At 46.9% G+C, this 21,487-nt stretch carries 20 protein-coding genes; 9 read left to right on the top strand and 11 right to left on the bottom strand.

The genetic code is table 11. The annotated features are described in order from the left end of the window. Positions 1-409 precede the first annotated feature (409 nt). Both QF041_RS18560 and QF041_RS18555 read left to right on the top strand, forming a co-directional pair. Positions 410-1,270: a glycoside hydrolase family 28 protein gene (locus tag QF041_RS18560; RefSeq protein ID WP_307415271.1), complete on the top strand. Its 861-nt coding sequence runs from the start codon at positions 410-412 to the stop codon at positions 1,268-1,270. Next, positions 1,218-2,024 (top strand): glycoside hydrolase family 28 protein, encoded by an 807-nt coding sequence (locus QF041_RS18555; protein ID WP_307415270.1) that lies wholly within the window; start codon positions 1,218-1,220, stop codon positions 2,022-2,024. The genes QF041_RS18560 and QF041_RS18555 overlap by 53 nt, the downstream gene beginning before the upstream one ends. Positions 2,025-2,176: 152 nt before the next feature. Here QF041_RS18555 and QF041_RS18550 read toward each other — a convergent pair whose 3' ends face one another. Next, complete coding sequence (locus QF041_RS18550; protein WP_253505188.1) at positions 2,177-3,028, bottom strand: helix-turn-helix transcriptional regulator; 852 nt, start codon at positions 3,026-3,028, stop codon at positions 2,177-2,179. A gap of 257 nt (positions 3,029-3,285) precedes the next feature. Here QF041_RS18550 and QF041_RS18545 point away from each other — a divergent pair, with 257 nt between their 5' ends. Continuing rightward, positions 3,286-3,747 carry a cupin domain-containing protein gene (locus QF041_RS18545; RefSeq protein WP_062837177.1) on the top strand — a complete coding sequence of 154 codons (462 nt, stop codon included), beginning with the start codon at positions 3,286-3,288 and terminating at the stop codon, positions 3,745-3,747. Positions 3,748-3,898: 151 nt separating this feature from the next. Here QF041_RS18545 and QF041_RS18540 read toward each other — a convergent pair whose 3' ends face one another. The 3 genes from QF041_RS18540 to QF041_RS18530 form a co-directional block, all read right to left on the bottom strand. Further along, complete coding sequence (locus QF041_RS18540) at positions 3,899-4,750, bottom strand: hypothetical protein (RefSeq protein ID WP_307415269.1); 852 nt, start codon at positions 4,748-4,750, stop codon at positions 3,899-3,901. Further along, positions 4,747-5,265, bottom strand: a complete 519-nt coding sequence (locus tag QF041_RS18535) for a sigma-70 family RNA polymerase sigma factor (protein WP_307415268.1) — start codon at positions 5,263-5,265, stop codon at positions 4,747-4,749. The genes QF041_RS18540 and QF041_RS18535 overlap by 4 nt, the downstream gene beginning before the upstream one ends. Positions 5,266-5,540: 275 nt before the next feature. Next, on the bottom strand, positions 5,541-6,368 hold the full coding sequence (locus tag QF041_RS18530; RefSeq protein ID WP_307415267.1) for an aldo/keto reductase: 828 nt from the start codon (positions 6,366-6,368) through the stop codon (positions 5,541-5,543). Positions 6,369-6,701: 333 nt separating this feature from the next. On the opposite strand from QF041_RS18530, the gene QF041_RS18525 reads away from it, so the two are divergent. The 4 genes from QF041_RS18525 (at position 6,702) to QF041_RS18510 (ending at position 10,273) form a co-directional block, all read left to right on the top strand. Further along, positions 6,702-7,958 (top strand): DUF445 domain-containing protein, encoded by a 1,257-nt coding sequence (locus QF041_RS18525; protein ID WP_307415266.1) that lies wholly within the window; start codon positions 6,702-6,704, stop codon positions 7,956-7,958. A 353-nt stretch (positions 7,959-8,311) separates the two neighbouring features. Then, positions 8,312-8,593, top strand: coding sequence for a hypothetical protein (locus QF041_RS18520; protein ID WP_100527832.1), 282 nt, complete (start codon positions 8,312-8,314; stop codon positions 8,591-8,593). A 15-nt stretch (positions 8,594-8,608) separates the two neighbouring features. Further along, a complete protein-coding gene (locus QF041_RS18515; protein WP_307415265.1) occupies positions 8,609-9,949 on the top strand; it encodes a Tle-like phospholipase domain-containing protein in 1,341 nt (446 codons plus the stop codon). Positions 9,950-10,000: 51 nt separating this feature from the next. Then, the gene (locus tag QF041_RS18510) at positions 10,001-10,273 is read left to right on the top strand and encodes a hypothetical protein (RefSeq protein ID WP_307415264.1); all 273 of its coding nucleotides are present in this window, start codon (positions 10,001-10,003) and stop codon (positions 10,271-10,273) included. Positions 10,274-10,499: 226 nt separating this feature from the next. Here QF041_RS18510 and QF041_RS18505 read toward each other — a convergent pair whose 3' ends face one another. The 4 genes from QF041_RS18505 to QF041_RS18490 all read right to left on the bottom strand — a co-directional run bounded on the left by QF041_RS18505 (position 10,500) and on the right by QF041_RS18490 (position 15,072). Further along, entirely contained in the window at positions 10,500-11,273 is a 774-nt protein-coding gene (locus QF041_RS18505) for a YcnI family copper-binding membrane protein (protein WP_307415263.1), read from the bottom strand. Positions 11,274-11,660: 387 nt separating this feature from the next. After that, positions 11,661-13,376 carry a copper resistance CopC/CopD family protein gene (locus QF041_RS18500; RefSeq protein ID WP_307415262.1) on the bottom strand — a complete coding sequence of 572 codons (1,716 nt, stop codon included), beginning with the start codon at positions 13,374-13,376 and terminating at the stop codon, positions 11,661-11,663. A gap of 207 nt (positions 13,377-13,583) precedes the next feature. Next, on the bottom strand, positions 13,584-14,240 hold the full coding sequence (locus QF041_RS18495; RefSeq protein ID WP_307415261.1) for a response regulator: 657 nt from the start codon (positions 14,238-14,240) through the stop codon (positions 13,584-13,586). 1 nt (position 14,241) lies between these two features. After that, positions 14,242-15,072 (bottom strand): sensor histidine kinase, encoded by an 831-nt coding sequence (locus QF041_RS18490; protein WP_307415260.1) that lies wholly within the window; start codon positions 15,070-15,072, stop codon positions 14,242-14,244. 305 nt (positions 15,073-15,377) lie between these two features. Between QF041_RS18490 and QF041_RS18485 the strand changes: the two genes are divergently transcribed. Then, positions 15,378-15,545, top strand: coding sequence for a hypothetical protein (locus tag QF041_RS18485; protein ID WP_017691019.1), 168 nt, complete (start codon positions 15,378-15,380; stop codon positions 15,543-15,545). A gap of 132 nt (positions 15,546-15,677) precedes the next feature. Here the strand turns inward: QF041_RS18485 and QF041_RS18480 are convergent, their stop codons facing one another. From QF041_RS18480 to QF041_RS18470, 3 genes are all read right to left on the bottom strand, one after another. Further along, entirely contained in the window at positions 15,678-17,510 is a 1,833-nt protein-coding gene (locus QF041_RS18480) for a bifunctional diguanylate cyclase/phosphohydrolase (RefSeq protein WP_133386953.1), read from the bottom strand. A gap of 310 nt (positions 17,511-17,820) precedes the next feature. Then, entirely contained in the window at positions 17,821-18,411 is a 591-nt protein-coding gene (locus QF041_RS18475; protein WP_076216483.1) for a DUF5317 domain-containing protein, read from the bottom strand. A 243-nt stretch (positions 18,412-18,654) separates the two neighbouring features. Continuing rightward, complete coding sequence (locus tag QF041_RS18470) at positions 18,655-20,076, bottom strand: hypothetical protein (RefSeq protein ID WP_307415259.1); 1,422 nt, start codon at positions 20,074-20,076, stop codon at positions 18,655-18,657. A 276-nt stretch (positions 20,077-20,352) separates the two neighbouring features. Between QF041_RS18470 and QF041_RS18465 the strand changes: the two genes are divergently transcribed. Then, positions 20,353-21,384 carry a BMP family lipoprotein gene (locus QF041_RS18465; RefSeq protein WP_307415258.1) on the top strand — a complete coding sequence of 344 codons (1,032 nt, stop codon included), beginning with the start codon at positions 20,353-20,355 and terminating at the stop codon, positions 21,382-21,384. Positions 21,385-21,487 lie beyond the last annotated feature (103 nt).

Raw genomic sequence — 21,487 nt, 5'->3', positions numbered from 1 at the left:
TTAATCATACATAGTCATCCTGCTTATGGCAATTGGTTTGTGATAAAACATGACATAAGTAATGGGTTTCCTAGGGCTATAGCCAGAAAATGTGTTATATATCTGTCATGTTATTAAATCCCTTGTGACGAATCCTGACAGAAAAATGAATCTATTCTCCTAGTTGTTTTCCAACCTTTGTAATAGTTGTATAGAGTATACTGGAAGTGATGTTTGATTTATGACTCTGATTAACAAAACAAATAGCATCAAGTTCCACGTGTACATGGCAAGAAAGCTCAACCCTATACGTCATGCCGTTGATATGATGGAGTGAGAGAACACCCGTTTGAACGTAAGTAAGGAAAGTAAAAGCGATGTATTGATCCCATAACGATTCCATTACATGTAGAGAGGATGATTCTGCACGATGAATACATATCACTCCCCAATGTCGACTGGAGCAAGTGCCCAGTCCGATGTTCGAGCTTATGAAGCCAATTTGCCTGTCATTCCTGCTCAGGATTTTCAGCTTACAGACTATGGAGCTGTTGGAGACGGCGTAACAGATAATACGGAGATGTTCCGACTTGCCATCGCTTCATGTGCTGAAGCAGGAGGTGGGAGAATCGTTATTCCTGCCGGGGTATGGCTCACAGGTCCGATTGTAATGCGCAGCCGGATCGAGCTACATGTGGAAGCAGGGGCACTGGTTACATTTAGCCGAGATTTTGATCAATACCCATTAATTGCATCAAGCTTCGAAGGCTGGCAGGTGGTACGTTGCCAATCCCCGATCGATGGTGATCAACTGGAGGATATTGCGATTACTGGTGAGGGGATATGGGATGGGGGCGGGGAGGCATGGCGTCCGGTGAAACGCTCCAAAATGACCACTTCACAATGGAACCGATTGGTCGCTTCTGGTGGTGTTGTAGAGCAATCCGGTGGAGATGAAGAAATCTGGTGGCCTACCACAGCTGCACTTGAAGGCGGCACTATTGCGAATCGATTGCATCAGGAGCAGGTAAGTGATACCGCTGCCTATGAAGAAGTCAGAGACTTTTTACGCCCCAACATGGTCAGCTTGCGCAGATGCAAACGGGTATTGATGGACGGTCCAACGTTCCAGAACTCACCTGCATGGAATCTTCATCCCTGGGCATCTGAGCATGTCACCATTCGTAACGTGAGTGTGCGGAATCCGTGGTTTTCTCAGAATGGAGATGGGCTGGACATTGAATCCTGTCGTCATGTGGGTGGTGGAGAAGAGTGTATTCGATGTCGGTGATGATGCGATCTGTCTGAAATCAGGCAAGGATGCCGAAGGTCGTGAACTGGGTCTGCCATCGGAGTACATCACCATTCGGGATTGCACGGTGTATCACGGTCATGGCGGGTTTGTCATTGGCAGTGAAATGTCCGGTGGTGTGCGGCATGTGCGTGTGTCGGATTGTACGTTTATCGGCACAGACATTGGACTTCGCTTCAAAAGCGCACGTGGGCGCGGCGGAGTGGTTGAGGACATTCAGATTGAGCGCATATATATGAAAGATATCATTATGGAAGCCATCTCGTTTTCCTTTTTCTATGCAAATCAGGAAGGGTCTGCCCGAGGCAGTGATCTATCTCAGGAGATTAGCGAAGAGACGCCAGTGTTCCGGGATATTCGAATATCGGATGTAGTCTGTGCCGGTGCCGACACTGCGTTGCTTGTGAGTGGATTGCCGGAACTGCCTTTGGATGGGGTGATCATCCAGCGTTACAGCGTGCAAGCTCGCAGTGGTATCCAATGTGCTCATGCAAAACATCTGCATATCGCTGAATTGCAGGCGCAGATCACCGAAGGTCCGCTGGTTCATTTGCACCAGTGCAAAGGGGCAGAGTTAGAGAGCATTCAGGGCAAAGGCGCAGATGGCCGACTTCTGATGGTGACCGGACACGAGTCGGCAGGCATTGTATGTCGTGAAGTCGATGCTGACACAGACGGTCGTCAGATCTCTGTGGGTCCCGAGGTGCGAAGTGGCGTGATCATTCGCAGATAAAAAGTATGTAGTAGGGTTTATACAAGTTGGTCCAATTCAGCCGTAGTGGCGTAGCCATAGATCCAGTAATCGCGATGCCTTTTGATATAAGGAGTACGTAATCTCTGGAGCGAGGCTACCCACTCGGCTTTTATATGAAGTTATCTGATGATCTACCGGTGTTCCTTGCGATAGCGCAGCGGTGTTGTACCGGTAACCTGTTTGAATGTTTTGTTAAAATGAGCCGTATGCTCAAATCCTACCTTCTCTGCGATCATCTGGACACGCTCTTGTGTGGACAGCAATCTTCGTTGTGCCTCTCGGACACGAACAACACGCAGATATTCGCTAAACCGAAACCCGGTAAACCGGCTGAACATTCGGCTCAGATAGGATGGACTGATATAAAAACGATTGGCTGCACCCTCCAGCGTAAGTGGTTCGGTATAGTTTTTATTCACATAAGTGACAATTTCACTGATTTTGTCCTGCATCGGATGCAAGGGACTGGGGCATGACTGCCGGATGTCCTCCTCTACCCGATGAATACGGATCAAAAGTTGGGCAAGGAGACTTCTTACGGCGATCTCATAGTGAGGGCGTCGCTCTTTGCATTCTTGCAGCATCTGCCACAATATACGTTCCATCTCGGGCTGTTCCGCTTCAGGCAGGCGAAGGAGTCTTGAACAATTAAAAGGCAGCAGACCACATATGCCAAGTTCCATCCCTGTTGCAAAAGCAGGCGAAAAACCGATTAGAATTCGTTCGAAGCCAGGGATACTTCCTTTGGAGGTGGTATGTACATCGTGTGGATTAATCAGAATGAAATCACCCTTGCGGGCGGACAGAATCTGACCATTCATGGAATACACTCGTTCGCCTTCAAGTAAGTAATACAGTTCGTAGAATGGATGAGCGTGAGGTTGTGGCATACCGTTCCCATCATGTCTTCGCATATGTTCAATGGTAAATGAATGTTCACCGATTCGATATTTGGGTCCAATCCGATCCTCTATGAGACTCATGGTACAGCTCCCCTCTGCTTCACGGATTAACAACGATATCCATATCATAACGGAACATCCATCTTTTTGTAAACGCTATCATTGGAAATGAAATATTTCTTTAATCCTATCGTTAAATACCGAGAGAACGAATCTGGCATGACCCATATGTGCTGTCAAGGTGACAAAACTTGAATGATGTTTTAGAGTAGGGGGAGAGAGGCGAAACTCTGGTTAAGGAGTGTCTCCAATATGATTTGGAAGGAAGGAAACAGGTTATGACGACACATGAATTATCGCCATTGGTTGCTGCGCTCAATATGCAGCCTCACGTTGAAGGCGGTTGGTATAAGGAAGAATGGAAGGCATCTTATCAGATTCCACAGTCCGTTCTGCCGGATACATACTCCGGCCCAAGATTCTCGGCAAGTTCCACGTATTTCCTGCTGCACGCACATGAAATCTCCGAGTGGCATACGGTTCTGTCCGATGAACTTTGGCTGTGGCACAGCGGCAGTCCGGTTGAACTGAAGCTGGGCGGCAACGGGGAGAACCCGGAGAACGAGGAAGTTCTTGTTCTGGGGATGGATATTGCTGCGGGGCAATCACCACAGGTGCTCGTTCCTGCCGGCGTATGGCAGACAGCGCGCCCGCTGGGCGATGAACCTGTACTGGTAACTTGCGTAGTAGCGCCAGGTTTCCACTTTGATGATTTCAAGCTGGTATCCAAAGGCGAATAGGTTTTGATATGTGAAAATCCCGATCGGAGATGCTCAGGGCATCCGAATCGGGATTTTTTTGGATTGAGCGTATTAAGTATGCTAAGGTCTATACCCAATTCAGGGATAGATCATTCCCTTTTGAATAAGCATCACTTTTGGCAATAACTGATCACTTTGGATTCTCGTTACTCATCCAGCTGTCCACATAAAACTCCTCATGATAATCCGGTTGCTGGGCGAGTTCTTTGAGCTTCTGTTCAGCTTCTTCAGCGGTAAGATATTCTCCAATAACTGCTGTAAACTCACCAGTGGACGTTTTGAGGAAAGAGATGTCCTCATCCGGATAGGATTCTTTAATTATACCCATCGATTCTCCAAAAGGCATTGATTCTGTACGGAGAGAGTATACCTTCCGAGGTGTGACCGGTTTGCCGTCGGAAGTCAGTTTCACTTCCAGGTATCCAGGGTTCTTGAATTCCGTTACGGCATACTGTACCCCTTCTTTTAGTACAACTACGAATCCGACGGAAGAGTCGTCTAAAATCATGGAACCATAAACATCTTTCACTAAAGGCTGGGTCATGAAGTCGGCTTTGACTTTCTCTATATCCATGTAACGTGCACCGCTAAAAGTGAAGAGGATACGATTCGGTGCTTCTTTGTGTACCACATTATAATGGGGTGCATCATTAGTCTGATCTTGCTCGTCGGTGCTAAAATTGATTTTAAGCGTATTTTCGGTTGCTTCCGATCCCACAGTTACTCCATCGGTAATCTTGCCGCCATCGCCAAATTGCAACACCTGAACAATCGTTCCGACCACAGGTATTTTGACCATGGCGTTTGCGACAGTAGGAATGTTGACTATGAAGAGAAAAGCAGCACATGCCGCTATAACTGAGGCATAACGAATCATTCGAGATGAACTCTTGCGAGCAGCGGCTCTTTTCTGTGCATGATGAATAACGTCAGTAAGTTGAGCAGGGATTTCAATATTTTCGTAACGATCTTTTCCTGTCATACGTTCTCAACCTCTCCTTCAATCAAATAAATTTTTAATTTTTTGATAATACGATAGAATTTGGACTTAACTGTATTTTCCGGTATGGAGAGCACTTCAGCCATCTCTCGAAAAGGCAGATTCACAAAGAATTTTAATATAATATAGGCTTTTTCCTCGGGGATAAGCCGGTCCAGTGCATCATATAGATCCATTTTTTCTTCCAGCGACGCCCCTCGCTCTGGAGCCACAAACTCCTGCGCATGATCCTCCATATAGGTCACTCGCTGGTTACGTCGAATATGATCTATCGCTGTGTTAATCACAATTCGTGACATCCAGGAATCAAAATAAGTCATGGACTCTATCTTTCCATAAGCGATGAACCCTTTGTAGACCGCTTCGGATACGATATCCAGCGCTTCTTGTTCATTTTTAACATAGCAGTATGCCAGTCGATATAATTTATTTTGAATCTCTGTTATTTTCTCGCTGAACTGTTCTTCTTTTGTCTTTCTATGGTTCAGTCTAATCACTCCTGATCCCCCCTGATCAACCTATATATTCAAGTCACCGCTCGTTCCAGGCCTGGATTCTATATAAGTGCTTGAGTTCGCTTTGACACTCGTTAGACTGATGAGGAGGCAAAATAGTTCTAAACGGTCAAAAAAACTTTTTTCTTTCGGCCCTGAATAGGATAATGAGCCTCGCCTCCATTCTTAACAACGAATAGTTTGCCTATAACATCACATACCAAAACACCCGCTCTTCCAAGATCGAAGGCGGGTGTAATCGAATTCATCTGCTTATATTAGAAGTTAAAGTTGTCTGGATCAGAACCAAAGCGTTTATTCTCGTTCAGGCTGTTAATCTGCTCTATTTCTTCCGAAGTTAACTCAAAATCGTAGAGGTCGGCGTTCGCGCGAATACGCTCAGGGGTGACGGATTTCGGTATCGTCACGATGCCGTTCTGCAGATCCCAGCGCAGAATTACTTGTGCGGGGGACTTGCTGTATTTGGCGGCGATATCCTTCAGCAACGGATGATCCATCAGATGACCTTGTCCGAGCGGAGACCAGGCTTCGATCTGAATCTGATGTTTGTTGCAGTACTCACGAAGCTCTGACTGAATCAATAGTGGGTGAAGCTCCACCTGATTAACCGCTGGTTTGATCGTGGCATCGATCATCAAGTCTTCCAGATGGTGAATCTGGAAGTTGCTCACACCGATCGCGCGGATGCGTCCTTCTTTATGGAGTTTCTCCAGCGCTCGCCATGTGTCTTTGTACTTGCCCTTAACCGGCCAGTGGATAAGATAGAGATCCAGGTACTCCAGTTCGAGTCGTTCCATGCTTGCTTCGAAGGCAGCCAGCGTGGATTCATATCCCTGATCACTATTCCATACTTTCGTGGTAATGAACAGATCCTCACGAGCTACTCCAGATTCACGAATACCCTGAGCGACACCTGTTTCGTTGTTATACGCTTTGGCAGTGTCGATGCTGCGATAACCAGCTTGAATGGCTGTTTTGACAGCATGAACGACTTCGTCTCCGTCTTTAACTTTGAATACCCCAAAACCCAGCCATGGCATTTTGACTCCGTTATAGAGCGTGGTTGTGTCCTGCACGTGTTTCATGGTCCGAAATTCCTCCTCTTATTGATTCATTGTTCCACTATGTAATTACCCTGCTGTTCAGCAGCCAATCGATATCGAAGGGCCGTCTTGATTGATTATACTAAAATCTGCCTGGTCTTGGAAAAGGGAGCGATCCATTTTACGAAGTAAACGCCGCTATTATCCTTTTTCTTCAACCAGAGGTTTGGTTTTGACGCTTGTGGGTGATAAGATGAAGTATACGAAACATGGAAGTCAAGACTTTGTAATTGGAGAGTTTACATAAGAACAGACGAAGTACGGAATCGGGTACAGACCGGACCGTACGATTAACGATAAAGGAGCAAGAATACAATGGCTAAACCTAAACAAACCAAAAAAGCAGCTGCCTGGTCTCTCGTAGTAATGGGAGCGGGATTTGCTGCATCCTTGCCGTTCCAGGGCGCTCCTGTGGGCAAGTTGCTGGTAGGATCATTTGAAGCGGGACTCGTGGGTGGACTTGCGGACTGGTTCGCCGTTACCGCATTATTCCGTCACCCGCTCGGCATTCCCATTCCACACACGGCATTGCTGCCGAAAAATCGCGATAAAATGACGGAAGGTCTGGTCTCGGCAGTAGAGAATAACTTGCTCAACAAAGACAGCATTACCGAGAAAATTGCAGATTTCAAAGCAGCAGAGACGGTGCTCGATACGTTGACCCGTGAGCTTCACAGTGACGGGATCAAGATCATGATTGATACGCTCTGCAAGCGAATTCTGGCGGGTCTGCCGTTAGAGCAGATTGCTCCGCTCGTGGCACGTGAGATCAAGTCACAAGCGGGCGCCTTTGATCTGGGTCCGATTCTGGAACGGGCTGCCCACCAGATGACAGAGCGGGGTTACGACGCCAAAGCGCTGGACTACGGATTAAAGCAAGCCGAGGAGTGGCTGGTTAAACCCGAGACGATCATGTTTTTGGGTGAAAGCGGCATGAAAGCCATCAGCGGCATTCAGATGAACGGATTGATGCAGTTTGCGATGAATGCGTTCCTTGGTTATATGAACGAGGAGCGTCTGGGTGGCATTTTACAAGGATATCTCTTCGATCGGGTAGAGGATATGAAACGTGAAGGCAGCGCTCTAAGGTACAAGGTGCTTGATATGGTACGTACCCAGACGGTGCGTCTGGCAATGAGCGAGGCTATGCAAGATGGAATCAACAGTTGGAAGAACAATATGCTGGAGGGCTGGAACGCAGAGGAAACGGTGCTGAACAAACTCACCGAACTGAGAGACAAGGCGCTCGCTGCGATGGAAGATGGACAGTATGTAGATACGTATGCACTGCCTGCCATTGAGCGGGTATTGGTTGATCTGCGGGCAGATGACGAGTTGATGACAGGCATGAATGCCAAGATCATAAATGGTGTCACAACACTGCTGGAGAAAAACCATTCCAAAATCGGTAAACTGGTACGCGAAAATGTGGACAAAATGGACAATGCCACTTTGGTTTCGATGATTGAGGATAAGGTTGGACAGGATCTGCAATGGATTCGGATCAACGGAGCCGTTACCGGATTTGTTATCGGGATTGCGCTGACTGCGCTGCAGATGGCATTGGCATAAGAGTAATGTATGTAAAAGGAGGGCCGCTCCTACGAGGAGCAGGCTCTTTTTGTCGTGGATGGGAAAATTATCATGTACTTGATGCAAGAATTAGGAAAGTGGGTAATGTACACCAAAGTGTCCTATTTGAATCATATAGGAAGAAAGTTACATGAAAACGATCCTGTTAGCCGATATGGCTCATGTTGATTTTGTACTATGATGCAGGTAACAGATGAATAGGGTGTACTTCACATATAGTGAATGCCTCGATTCTACCATGAGGGGGGATCCGTATTAAACGTGCAGGATGGTTGAAGGGTTTATTCACACTAATGATGGTGTTTACTATATTTTTGGGAGGTTGTCAGAACATGAACGCAAGTGAGAAGGAAGCTCTATACCAAGAAGCTGAAGCAACCGTAATTCAGCACTTCAAGCAGAAGTTTGAACTGGATGTTGTGATTACAAGCAAAGAGTTGTTGCCGGAAATGGCAGTGTCCCAGATTGGGCTGAAAGGGCATGTGAAAGATCATGAAGATCAGAGCTTTGGCATTTCGTACGACTACAAAAAGAAGGTAACCAAGAACTTGGTCATTAGCCCTGAGATTGAGGAAGTGATGATGGCCAAGGGACATAATCCATACGACAAATAAAGGGAGGTGTAGTTATTGAGTAACGGGTCCAATATTGATGATGAAACATATAAAACGATGTCTGATCTAGCCTACCAGGATCAAAAGGCTGGAGACAAATTAACGGAACTTCCGGGATGGGAGGTCCTTGAGGGGACGGAAAGCAATAAATTTTCCGGTTTTGATGCTGTAACATTTTATAATCCCGAGACCAAGGAAGCTGTCATTGCTTATCGTGGTACAGAAGGAAGTGCGTCCTTGGATCGCTCTGTACCTGACTTTGTCATGGATGGCCGCATTGGGGGCGGAGAATTGATTCGTAAGGGCCAGCAGGAGGCCGGGAATTTTGTCAATAATCTTACGCCGGATTGGCTCGACAAAGGTGTCGAAGGTGTCAAGGACTTCACGGGAATATCCAAAGTGGAGGATTGGGCTGGTGACAGGGTAAGAGACGTGGAGAACTGGACGGGTGATCGCGTAAAGGATATTGAAAAAACCGTTTCCCCTACAGGCTGGGCCAATCAGATGTATCAATCCGAAGACTACGCAAATCACATGCAGAACAAGCATAAGGATCTGAACTTCTCGATGACCGGACATTCCTTGGGCGGGGGAAATGCACAATATGCGTCTGCTTATACAGGAATTCCAGCCGTGACGTTTAGTGCACCATCTGTAATGGGTAATTTGACGCCAGAAATGCGGCGCCGGGCTGAAGCGGGTGCATTTGACGGACAGGTTGTGAACTATGCCAATCCCAGTGATCTGGTAGCCAGCGGAACGTTGGGAGGATATGACCGGCATGTGGGATCGACCTATTACATCAACTCCGATTATGACTCGGCGAATGACGGCGTGAGTATTATCGATAAAGCCAAGAACTCATTTGGCGGGGAAAACTATCACAGTCTGGATCAATATGATTTCAAAAATGGTTACATATCCAATGACCTGTACGATCCGATTACTGGAGAGAGAATCCGCTATTCACCACGCCTTATGGATCACATGGGACCGTTCAGCAAGAACTTCGGTCCGTTACGTTCCAAGTCTGGCGGCGGTGGAGGTATGGCTTCGGCTGCTGCGGCTTCAGGTCTGATTCAGGTAACGCCGGAAGAACTGAAAAGTGTCGCTTCGCGGTGGAAGCAAAATGCACAACAATGCAATGCTGAGCTAAACCAGGTACGAAGCCGCATGGCTCAATACCTGCATACAAGCCGCAGTCGCAGGCTGGAGCCGATTGTCACCCAACTGGACGCGTCGATTCAAGAACTTAGCACATGGCATATGAAACATACCAGCCAGTTCCTGAACTTTATTGATGAGAAAGCAGATGCCTTCCGGCAGGCGGACGAGAGTCCGGTTCATTTTAATTAGGAACCAGGTTGGTTAATGTCGATATCACGTACATGGGGGAGGGGAACGCAAGTGGGTGGACAATTGCTAGTGGAATTGAATGATCTTCGAATTGCGGAAAAAGAACTGACACAGCTGCTTGCCCGTCTGCAAGCCGATGAGCAAGAAGCGCGGGTGCTATACAGTCGCCTGAACGATTGGAAAGGCCAGTCCGCAGATCATACAAGACAGCAGATTGAAGAGTTTTTTGCGGGCCTGTCCAGACGTATTCAATCCATTGAACAGCAGAAGAAAAGCTTGCTGCAATACATTGAGATCATGATCCAGACGGATCAGGAACGCTAAAGAGTGGTAAGGCTGATGCCATATTGCGGATGGCAATCAGCGTGGATAAGAGTGTGACCGTGGAGCGGCATGATTAGTTCTAAACCACGGATTGTAAAGAACATGGGTAGCCAATCAAGATGATGATAGCTAAAAAGCCTACGGCACATCGGGTTTGATCCCGAATGCCATAGGCTTTTTGTTATCTGAATTTTTCTCAGGTTTTCGTAAAACTGTAAGTTAGTTCTTAACGTTTTTTGCGACGTGTAGCCAACGCGATTCCCAGGAAGGACAGGATCAGGGCCAGAATGGATACGATGAGTGTTGCTTGTTGAAGCTTCAGCGTACCCGGGTCTGTATCCGTGTTGTTTGGTTCACCTGTAACGGTGTCATTGAGTGCATCACCCAACGTAGTGTCATCGTTTGCTTTGCTATCGTCGGTAGCTGCATTATCCCCAGTAGCTCCTTCTGTACCTGCACTATCATGTCCATCGTTGGCATGACCTCCACCTGCCGCAGCATTACCAGCAGCCGGATCTTCGCTAATCGTTGTGATACTGTGCGGGTTGGCGTCACTTGGTTGGCCTGTCCATTCTACGATGCTGCCATCGCTGTAATATTGGAAGGCATCCCAAGCTACTTCAGCTTCCGCCTTAGGGTTCTGTGCAACGAAGTTGAACTGCTGGAATTGTCCTGCCAGAATGCCTTCGTTATCGCCGTCAATTTCCCACGTAATCGATGTTACTTCATTGGAATCGTTCTTCTCTGTAGTGATTTTCCAGCCTGCCAGTGGTTGATATTGCTTGAATGCAACACCTTCCGGAACTTTCATGGTGATTTTGGTTGTAGGCAGTTCTTTCTCGGATGGAATCTTAATCGTGTACGTCTGCCATGCGCTTGTCTGTGCAACGGATGGGCTAACGGTAACGTGAGCGCTCGCGAATCCGGCGAATAACATGAATGCTGCGGTACCTGTTGCGATAGTGGATGTTAGTTTGGAAATCCATGATGTTTTCTTCAAAATAAATAACCCCTCTCAGTTCTTATCATATATGATGCGGCCCATTTTCTTAAATGAGTGTCTACGTTCTGCAAAGGCCGTTTCGGTTACGAATTGTTCTTTCGAGTGATTAAAAGCAGATTACACTTGCTACTTCGATGACAGAATAACCTTCCGATCGCTGTTATCCCCAGATTTTTTGATTCCCTTTTCTTAAAGGGTAAAATCCGGGGATAAAGGCGAACGCTTCGCTTCTTCACGCTATTTCTGTCCTCTCCGTTCTCGTGTAGACTCAGAAAGCTTTTAGCTTCGCTTCTCCAGAATCAATTTCATTCCCTTCACTACATTTGCAGTTTATAGAAACACTAATTTTAGATTGGGTCACTTTTCAATTTGATCTTTGTATAACTATGGCTTGGCGGTGTCGATCTCAAATTCGGCATCCAGTGCATCCAACGTTTTGGTCAGAAGATGTACCTTGATATTCCAACGTCCAGGCATGGAGATGTAATCTTCAGCCTTGTACACACCAGTGTTATTTTTCGGAATGGTAATCTCATAGATCCCCATATCCATGTCCAGATGTGTGAGTGACAGGGTGATCTGTTCCAGATCATTAACGATACTGCCATCTGCATGTTTCACATCGACTTCAAATTGGTTCTCTCCCGTTACATTGGGACTCACCTGAAGTGTGATCGACGAGCCGTCTTCTGTAGTCTTTGTCTCCTGAAACGGACCGACCGCTGCTGGTTGTCCCGGAGACAGGTGTGTCAGTACGGCAGCAAGAGCGAGAATCACAGCACCAGTAGCAAGCTCGGCTTTCAGGCTGCCGGATAATCTGCTTCCCGTTGCTGCTCTTGCCAATCTGGCATGACGCCACGCGAAGACAAGCATCACAATCAGCAGGACGATCTTGCCGATCAGGACAAGGCCATAGGCTGTAGTGAACAAGGAGGTCAGCACAGGTGCAGGCAGAATAATCAGACTGCTGTATATCCCTGTAGCAACCAGAGCGGCTACGGCGCCAATCCCCCAGGCGGTAAACCTGCGAATAGCAACCCAGTAAACTTCTCCTCGTACCTTCGAAGGCAGCTTATCCGCCAGTGGGGGCAGACATATCGCCATGGCGGTTAATGCACCAATCCAGAAAGCAGCACCGATCAGATGCACGAAGTCCATGGCAATCGCAAGAGCACGTTGATCCGCCGCAGCCGGATGTCCCGTCATGGCATGAGTGAACAGCCATCCAAGCACGAGCACGAGTGACCCGTAAGAAGACCAGATGCGAGCACGGATGGATCGATCGCGATCATATCCGGAGAGAATCGTGACAGCCAGCAGCATTACAATGAGTATCTGTAACATCCAGATCTGGCCAAAAGACGTCAGTTTGAGCGCACTTACAATCAGTGCCCAGCTTAATTCGTTAAGAGCCACACCAGATTCATATAACGTATTCAGTGGCAGGCTGACCAGAGCGGCAAAGGAAGCAGCAGCATAGCTGATCCATAACAATCTGTAGCTACCCGGAACGTCCATAGGTTCTCTTGTCATGGATGTCGGTGCAATTCGCAGCAGCAAGAATGCAAGTGTCCCCAGAATGACAGACAATCCGAGATACTGAATCCAGTCTGTCAGGGATACGATCCATTTCAGCGGCCCGCCTGTTGAACCCGAACCGGATGTAAGATCACTCAGTCCGGCAGGAGAACCGGACGGTTCACCGATATGGAAAACATATGCCCCTTGGATCGGGTGTCCATCGGCAGATACAGCTTTCCAGTTAACGGCATAAGTCCCGTTCCCGAGTCCAGCTTGCAGGCCAGTCTCCAGAATATGAGGGCGATCCACATCAATCTTTACATTTCCATCGTCTGCCTGATTACCGTCAGGTCCAGTGATTTTGATATCATAAAAGGCCGTCTGCAAGGATTCGTTGAACTCCAGCGTCAGCCGCTCCGGAGCAGCTACGAGGATCTCATTTTCTCCTGGCGAAGCCTTAACAATATAAGCATGGGCAGATGCCCACTGTGGCATAACAAGGCAGCACACGAGCAACAGACAGGTGACCAATGCCCAGTGCCGTTTGCCCCATTTCAGGGTAAAGCGTGTAAAAATCAAAAAATCATCACCCTCAGGTTATAGATTTGTAGTCATTCATGGCCTTTAAACACAATCTAACCCATTATAACTTTGTCCAAAATGACTGCGTATGACTACATTGGGCTATAAAAAAACGATTTGGTCTACATAATTGTGACAAAAGCATGAATGCTATGTCATTTCTCACCTATGTCGGATGCATCATTGACTCCGAATTAACAATGTTTATTTGCGAAGCTTACGTCCTGCAAGCCCGCTCTCTAACGCGTAGCGGGTGAGTTGTACCCGGTTTTCAAGCTGGAGCTTCTGCAAAATGTTTTTGAGATGATTCTTCACCGTCTGGTCTGAAATACCGAGTTGATCGGCGATCTCCCGATTGGTATATCCCGCGGATACCCATTGCAGGATCTCAAGTTCCCGCGCCGTTAGCGGGTTATCTTGCACATCTTCACTGCGCGGTGCGGGAAACTCCTGCAAAATCCGGTAGGCCAGTTCCTTACTGAGCGGTGCGTCGTCACTGACGATGGCGCGCAGGTATTCAAGCCAGGTGGAAGGCGTTAGATTTTTGAGCAAATAGCCTTGAGCGCCTTGTTTCAATGCTTCGAACAGAAAGGTCACATCATCCGATACAGTCACCATAACAACAATAACATAAGGGAATTGCAGCTTGATCTGACGGGTGGCTTCCAGCCCATCCATGTCCGGCATCTGCACGTCCATCAGGATCAGGTCGGGCATCCATTGCCCGGTGATCTCCAGCGCTTCCTGTCCATTCGAAGCTGTACCAATCACTTCAAACAGGCTGTCCTCGGATAAAATGCTACAGATCGCTTCACGCGCATGCGCATGATCATCAACAACCAATACACGTACATGTTCCATGTTAAGTATGCTCCTTTCCTATCGTCATTCGTGTATGCTCCGGTCTTGAATCGAGGGTAAAAGACCAACCCATCTCGGCAGCACGCTCTTTCGTAATTCGCAGTCCGTACCGATCCTTCAGATGAAGAGGATCTCCACTTAGTCCATTCCCATTATCCTGAATATAAATGAACCAGGCAATTGGGTTACCTTCCGCGTGAACCTGAACCCGGGTGGCCTGCGCATGTTTGCGTACATTCAGTAAACCCTCCCGGATACAGGCGAGCAGTTCCACTTGTTCCTTGGCAGAGAACGTTACACCCCTGAGGTCCCAATGAATCTGTGCACCAGGTACCGTTTCCTTGACGAGCACTTCGACCTGCGCATGCAGTGAAATAATTTCTGATGTTACCGTAGAGGAAGGAACAAAACGCAACTGGGCAATAGCTTGCCTTACATATGTATTGACTTCATGCACGGTTTTTTGAATCTCCTGGATCTCATGCTCATGTCCGCTCCCTACCAGACTACGACCTGCTTTATCGGTCTTCACTGACAGCAGGAAAAGAGACTGAGATATGCCGTCGTGAAGTTCCCGTGCCAATTGGTCACGAGCTTCCAGAGCTGCTTTCGCTGCACGTTCCTGCTCCAGAGCAGCCCTGGCACCTTCGAGCATGTGGAACAATCGGCTGAGCAGTGTCACGCTGACGAGGTAAACGATGACGGGTGTTAACCAGTTTCCAGCATCCATCGAAAGGTACGGCATCAGAAACTGATGGCGAATGTATTCCCAGATGCCAACCGTGAATGTGGGGATCAGCAGAATCATCCATTTAATTTGTTTATAGGACATGAATGCAGAACTCCTTTGATCTAGGATTAGCTTAATTAGGTACTTTATTTATACAGGGATGGGACCATTATAACGCAAGCTTGTCCAAGACCCTAGTCTGTGTCGTTGGAGAAAGCTGGGGAGGATCAGGGAGTATTTAGAAGGATATCTAAGAACGACAAGGGGTGAAATGTTGTCACGCTAGGTGAGGGTTGGTGTGACCAGCTGAGGAAGGCTGAGTCCGTTTTCCCTATCAGAGAAGGTCCTCTATACTTAATATAGAACGTGAATTCATTACAAAACATGTTAAGGAGTGACGCAACAACATGAGTCAAGAAGTATTGGAACGTCGCAGTGAATTGCTCAAAAAGAACATTCATCAGATGCTTGTTCAAGACAATCAGCACGGTATCAGTCGCCAAGACAACATGTTTTTGCAGCAGATGATTAAAGAGCTGCATCAGACTTCACATGAGCTGAATACCAAATCTTAATGTAGAATCTGCACGAGAATGAAGTTGTCTGGTGTACGATTCATTCCATGAAAATGAAAATGGCGCTATCTCCGATCAGACCGGGGATAGCGCTTTGACTTGTTTAGGGCTTATAGAAGAAGCTCCATTCATCTACTGCAACTGTTGCTGAGCGGTTCTTTTCTCAATATATTGAATGAACAACTCGGCAAGCTCTGGATCGAACTGTGAACCCGAACATGAGCGTAGCTCCCGAATCGCTTCTTCCACGTTCTTGGTTTCCTGATACGGCCGCTCTGTCGTCATGGCATCAAAGGAGTCAATTACGGTCAGCATCCGGCAGAGCCGGGGAATCTCGTTACCCTTCAGGCCGTAAGGATAGCCTTTGCCATCATAGCGCTCGTGGTGAAGTTCAATATACGGAATCAGATCGGCGAAGCGATCGTTCGTGATCACCATTTTTTTACCCCAGGTGACATGTCCTTTGATCGTTTCCCATTCTTCTGCGGTGAGCTTGTCCTTTTTGTTCAGAATGGACCAAGGAATCTCCAGTTTTCCGATGTCATGAATGAGTGCTCCCAGCACGAAGCGACGTTTTTCCGCATTGTCCAGTGCGAGCAATTCACTGATATCCAGTGCATATTTGTAGACCCGTTTGGAATGTTTAAACGTATCCATATCCTTGTATCTGAACAGATTGAGCTGCTGCTCGATGTCACGAACGTCCTGTACCAGATCAATCTCATGTTCCATACCATCGTTGCTGCCGTGGCGGTGCACGTTGTTCTTGCCCTGTTTCTTCGCATAATACAGTGCTTTATCCGCCTGATCCACGAGCTGGGATTTGTTATACATATCTACCTGATAGGGCGCGACGCCAGCAGAGAAGGAGAGACAACCGTGTGGAAACACTTCAACGCCTTCAAACGGCGTGTCGTTCAGTTGTTTACGCAGCTTGTTCATGAACCTGTAGGATTCGTCCAGTTCCATGCCTGGCATGAGCAAAGTGAACTCTTCCCCTCCATAACGAAAGGCGGTAACAGGTGTGCCTTCCGTCTTTCGCATTAGAAAATCCCCCAGCAGGGCCAGCAGACTGTCACCTTGAAGGTGGCCAAACCGATCGTTATACTTTTTGAAATCATCAATATCAATAAGCCCCAGACAGAGCGGTGTTCCTTGCGTACGAGCGGTAGTCAGTTCATTTTCCAACATACTTTCAAAATAACTATGGTTGAACAGGCCTGTGCGCTGATCCGTGTTAGCTTTCTCCTCAATGGTCTGATACATGACAAACAACTGCTTGAATGCATGGGAGAGCAGAATACTGAGACTCAGATATAACAACAGACCGAGTACGCCATTGTGTACAACCAGAATCGTCAGGACAAGCGCCAGAATCAGCGTACATAAATAAACCAGCAGGGATTCGGTTACGAATGCCCGCTTCATCTGCTGTAATGCATCCTTTGTTGAGAAGTGAAAGAATAAGCCAAGTGTGATCGTGTTGATGATGAAGTAGGCTGCGAGTGCTGCAAAATAAGGTATCAGGTTATAGCCGTCCAGAGTTCCCGATTGCCCGCCAGTCCACTCAAACACGGCAGCTGCTCCCGTAATCATGAGACTGTAGATGCTGAAATTGACAATGTGTTTCCACCAGGTGAGCTTGCGCTCTTTGATTAACAGGATGATGGAGACAGGAAGCAGTACAGATAAACTGAAAGCTCCGCCAAACATGAATATACAGGCAAGGTATACCGATGAATCCATGGATTGCTGATTGCCTTTGGGTGGAATCTGGAATGTGAAATAATCCAGAATTAAAGCCGCACCCAGCATGGTGTAGACCATAACCCAATCCGCCGTGGTTAGATGAAGGTAAGACCACTTGTTCATGTACAGAAAAACACCGATCCCGGTACAACTAAGCAAAATAACATACAGACTGCTTCGATCTGCCTTATGGATAAGGTTACGAATAAAGTTCATAAAAAATCTCCTGCTTGGGTTTAGTCTACTCTTGATGTGTATATAATTGGTGTTCTTCTATAGGGATATACTATATAGATGTATAACATACCAAGTTGCCTGCCAAAAATCCAGAAAGAAAAAACAGGCCGCTGGCAGCCTGTTTGTCTTGTTTGGCGGTATGGATACTAGCCGCCCAGCTTGTATCCCGAAGTTAACGCTACAACGACAGAAGCCACGATGATTGCGTTGATGACAATGCGGGAATATTTCACACCTTCAAATTTTTTCATGGAGAAGACCTCCCTTCCTTGGAGTCTACCTGTTTTCTTCAAGCCTGATGAGTTTTAGCAGGTTGCACAGCCTTTTTGTCCCGATTCACCATCATGTATTGGATAAAAAGGAATATGCCAACGTTCATGACCACATCACCGATACTGATCACCTGAGTCCGTGGATAAGGGCTGGAGAGTGGGATGATATCACCGAGAAAAGGCAGATTTGTAGATGCATCCATCATAAAATGCTTCGATACGGCGCCGCCTTCCCTGAGCATGTCTACATAATAGGGCCCCAGTACAGCGGAGGCTTCCACAGAAACAGGCATGCGCCCACCATTTACAGCCATCACGGCAAAATTGAGAAATACCCCAATCCAGATGAGCATGAAACCGGTATGGTGTCTGTTGAGCCACAGGAAAGCAAGCCCTGTAATGTAGACGGCAGCAAAGAGATATCCATTAATGGATGCCACCCATTCGAATCGTTCCTGGAGATAGAAAATAAAGAACTGGATTAGCAACAATACAGGGAAAATCCAGCCGCTTCGCAGCTTGAGTGCTGCAAACTGGTTGAGCCCATGCCGCAACCCGCCCCGAAAAAATCCAACGATCAAGCCTAGTAGAATACCGTCATATACCATGGAGTAACTCCTGTTCGTGCGGAGATATGCAATATGATTGCGTGTTTGTGTACATAAAGGATTCGACCTTATATTGGTAATTCCTGCATGAGAAAAATGATTTTGTAGAAGAAATTTGCAAAATGCTGAACAAAAAACCGCCTTTACGAATCTAGGGGTCGAAACCCCTGTAAAATTCGGTAAAGGACGGCTGCTTATGGTGCCAAAATACGAGCTTTAATTCGGTTGGAGACGGAATTTATTTTATTCAGATCCACCGTTCAGATAGTTGAAGAAAGGCTGATCCACCCAGAAGTCATACGTCGTAATGTCCGCATCAGGTGCCAACTTTAGGAAACCTTCCCGAATGGATTTGGCATTCTCTTTTAGAGAGAAGGACTGAGCATAGTAATTGCCAAGCGCGATCTTATTATTGGAAATGACAGGGTAGTTCGCCAATGCAGTTGGTGAATAATACAGCGGTTGCCACCAGGAACTGAGAATCAGTGGAGATGTACTGTCACTATTCTTTTTGGCATATTTCAGCACAATGTCATTGAAGCGGACTTTGTCTGCCACATTGTTGAACTCGAACTGAATATCATATTCTTTCGCAGAAGCGATATAGTTGCCGTTCTCGATCTGTGTCACTTTATAATCAGGTGTTTCCTTTGGCTCGCCCCATTCCTTCAAATAAATGAAGGCAGATGTCTTTGGCTGGAATTGTACATCAGCATCAATACCTTCGCTATGCAACAAACCAACCAACTGTACAGCATGTTGAATATTATCGTGGCCGTAGGTAAGTGTCAGTTCATCGATAAAGTTGGAATCAAAGCGGCTATCCTTCAGATTATAACCTGTTACGAGATCATCTCGCAGGGCCTGATCCACAATCTTTCTCAGCTCAGGTGATTCAATTAGATCGGCTGTGCGATATGCAGCGTATAGTTTGGAATAGATGTCCGCATCGCCGGAACGCCCAATCTCATGTTTGTACTTCCCTTGACTGACTAGTACGCGTCCAAGCAAGATATCAGCGAAATCTTTACTTGCTACGCCACCTTTAAGGAGAGCGGGGTATAGGCTTTCGGGAATCAGGCCTGTATCGATCGCCGCAGCCAGTTCCTGTGCGGCTTGTCCCTGAACACGGTTCGGGCTAATGCCAACTTTGGCAAGCGCTTTGGCTGTTTTCTCAGCAGGATATGTATAAGCCAGTTCCTTGAATCCGGCTGCTTTCACCGCGATGAAGACCGCTGCATAAGTGCTCAGATGATCCTTGGCACGTACTTCTGTACCGGTAAGAACCCCATTATTGTATAAGGATACGGCAGCATCATATGAAGAATCACCAGAAGACAGATCGGTAAAGACTGGAGCTTTGGCTTCATTGTCGCTTGCTTGAGCTGCTTCCGTGATGGCTGCAATGGCTTGAATGAAATCACCTTTGGTAATCTGTTGCGGCAATTGAATGTTGTATTTCGCTTGCAAGAATTGAGCAAAATCCGCTGCGCTTTCCGTATAGGTTACTGGCGCCTGAGCTACCGGTCCTTTGACACTTTGTGAGGTGGTGGGTTTAGCCGGAGTTGCAGATGCTGCAGAAGCGGAAGCGGGCAAGCTAAGGCTGCCGAGTGTTACCGGAGCGGCGAGTAGGGCCGCCAACGTGATCTGGGTGATTTTTTTCAAATGAATAGCCTCCTTAAAATGGGTTGGAAAATAATCAGCTTCGGGTTATAATTCTGACAATTCCTATAAGAATAGAATAATTGGATTGACTTTAGCACGGAGACGCGCTGGATGTCAACGAAAAAAAGCTTGATACAGAACGGTTTCCAAAGCTTGGTAGAAAGCGAATTGTCAATTATATTCTATTTGAGTGTATACGCTCAAAGATTTATTGACAAGGATCGACAGTATCCGCTAGGATAAGAAAAAAGAATGTTGAAAAGGGGTATTTTCAAAATGAAAAGAGGTTTATCGTTCGTCTTATCGATCATCATATTGGCTATTTTGTTGGCAGCTTGTGGGAATTCGGCTTCCAAAGACGAACAATCCGCCCAAGGCAGTGATTCGGAGAAATCTCTTCGGATGGCCCTCGTACTTCCCGAAAAAATAGGGGTTAACCCTTTCTTTGTACAGATGGATGAAGGTTTCAAAAAAGCAGGCGAAGAATTCAAAGTAGATACCAAGACGATTGAATCGACAGACCCGGCAGCATTTGAACAAAATCTGCGTGCTGCGGTTGCCGAGAATTATGATCTGATTATTACAGCAACTTTCCAGGCAGAAGATGCATTGAAGAAAGTCGCAGCAGAGAATCCGGACAAGTCCTTTGCAATTGTAGATACAACCGTTGATCTTCCTAACGTTCGTAGCGTTGGTTTCCGTGAATATGAAGGGGCGTACCTGCTCGGTGCAGCTGCTGGATTGTCCACCAAAACAGACAAAGTCGGCATGATTGCAGCAATGGATGTACCCTTGATCAAGAAATATACGGAAGGTTTCAAAGCTGGACTGGAATCCGTGAATCCGGATGCAGAATTCCTCGTGAACTATGTAGGTGGATTTAATGACCCGGCCAAAGCCAAAGAATTGGCGCTGGTGCAATTCGGCAAAGGCGCTGACTTCATCGCTGGTGCATCCGCTGTAGGTGATCTCGGCGTGTTCGAAGCAGCGAAAGAAAAAGGATTCTACACTTCCGGTCAGGATACGGACCGTACGGTTGAAGACCCGGAACATATCGTACTGTCTCAATTGAAGTCAACCGATACGGTTGCTTATGAGACTGTGAAAGATTTCGTAGAAGGCAACTTCAAAGCAGGCGCTGTTAACTACGGTTTGAAAGAAGACGGTGTAGGCCTGACTTACGTTACACGTGACAGCGAATCTCCGCTAAATGCTTTTGTTGGACAAGAAGTGATCGACAAGGTTAAAGCAATCAAGGATGATATCGTATCCGGCAAAATCGTAGTCAAAGATCCATTACAACAATAGTGTTGAATGTTCTTTTCAATGAATGAATGATGGAAATGATCAGCCGGCTGCCCGATCAGGCAGCCGGTTTTGCTGCTATTAAATGACCAGTCTATGTTCAACT

The sequence above is a fragment of the Paenibacillus sp. W2I17 genome, from assembly GCF_030815985.1.
Classification (GTDB): domain Bacteria; phylum Bacillota; class Bacilli; order Paenibacillales; family Paenibacillaceae; genus Paenibacillus.
The sequence above is the reverse complement of the archived record's forward strand: the minus strand, read 5'-3'. Positions and strand labels throughout refer to the sequence as shown.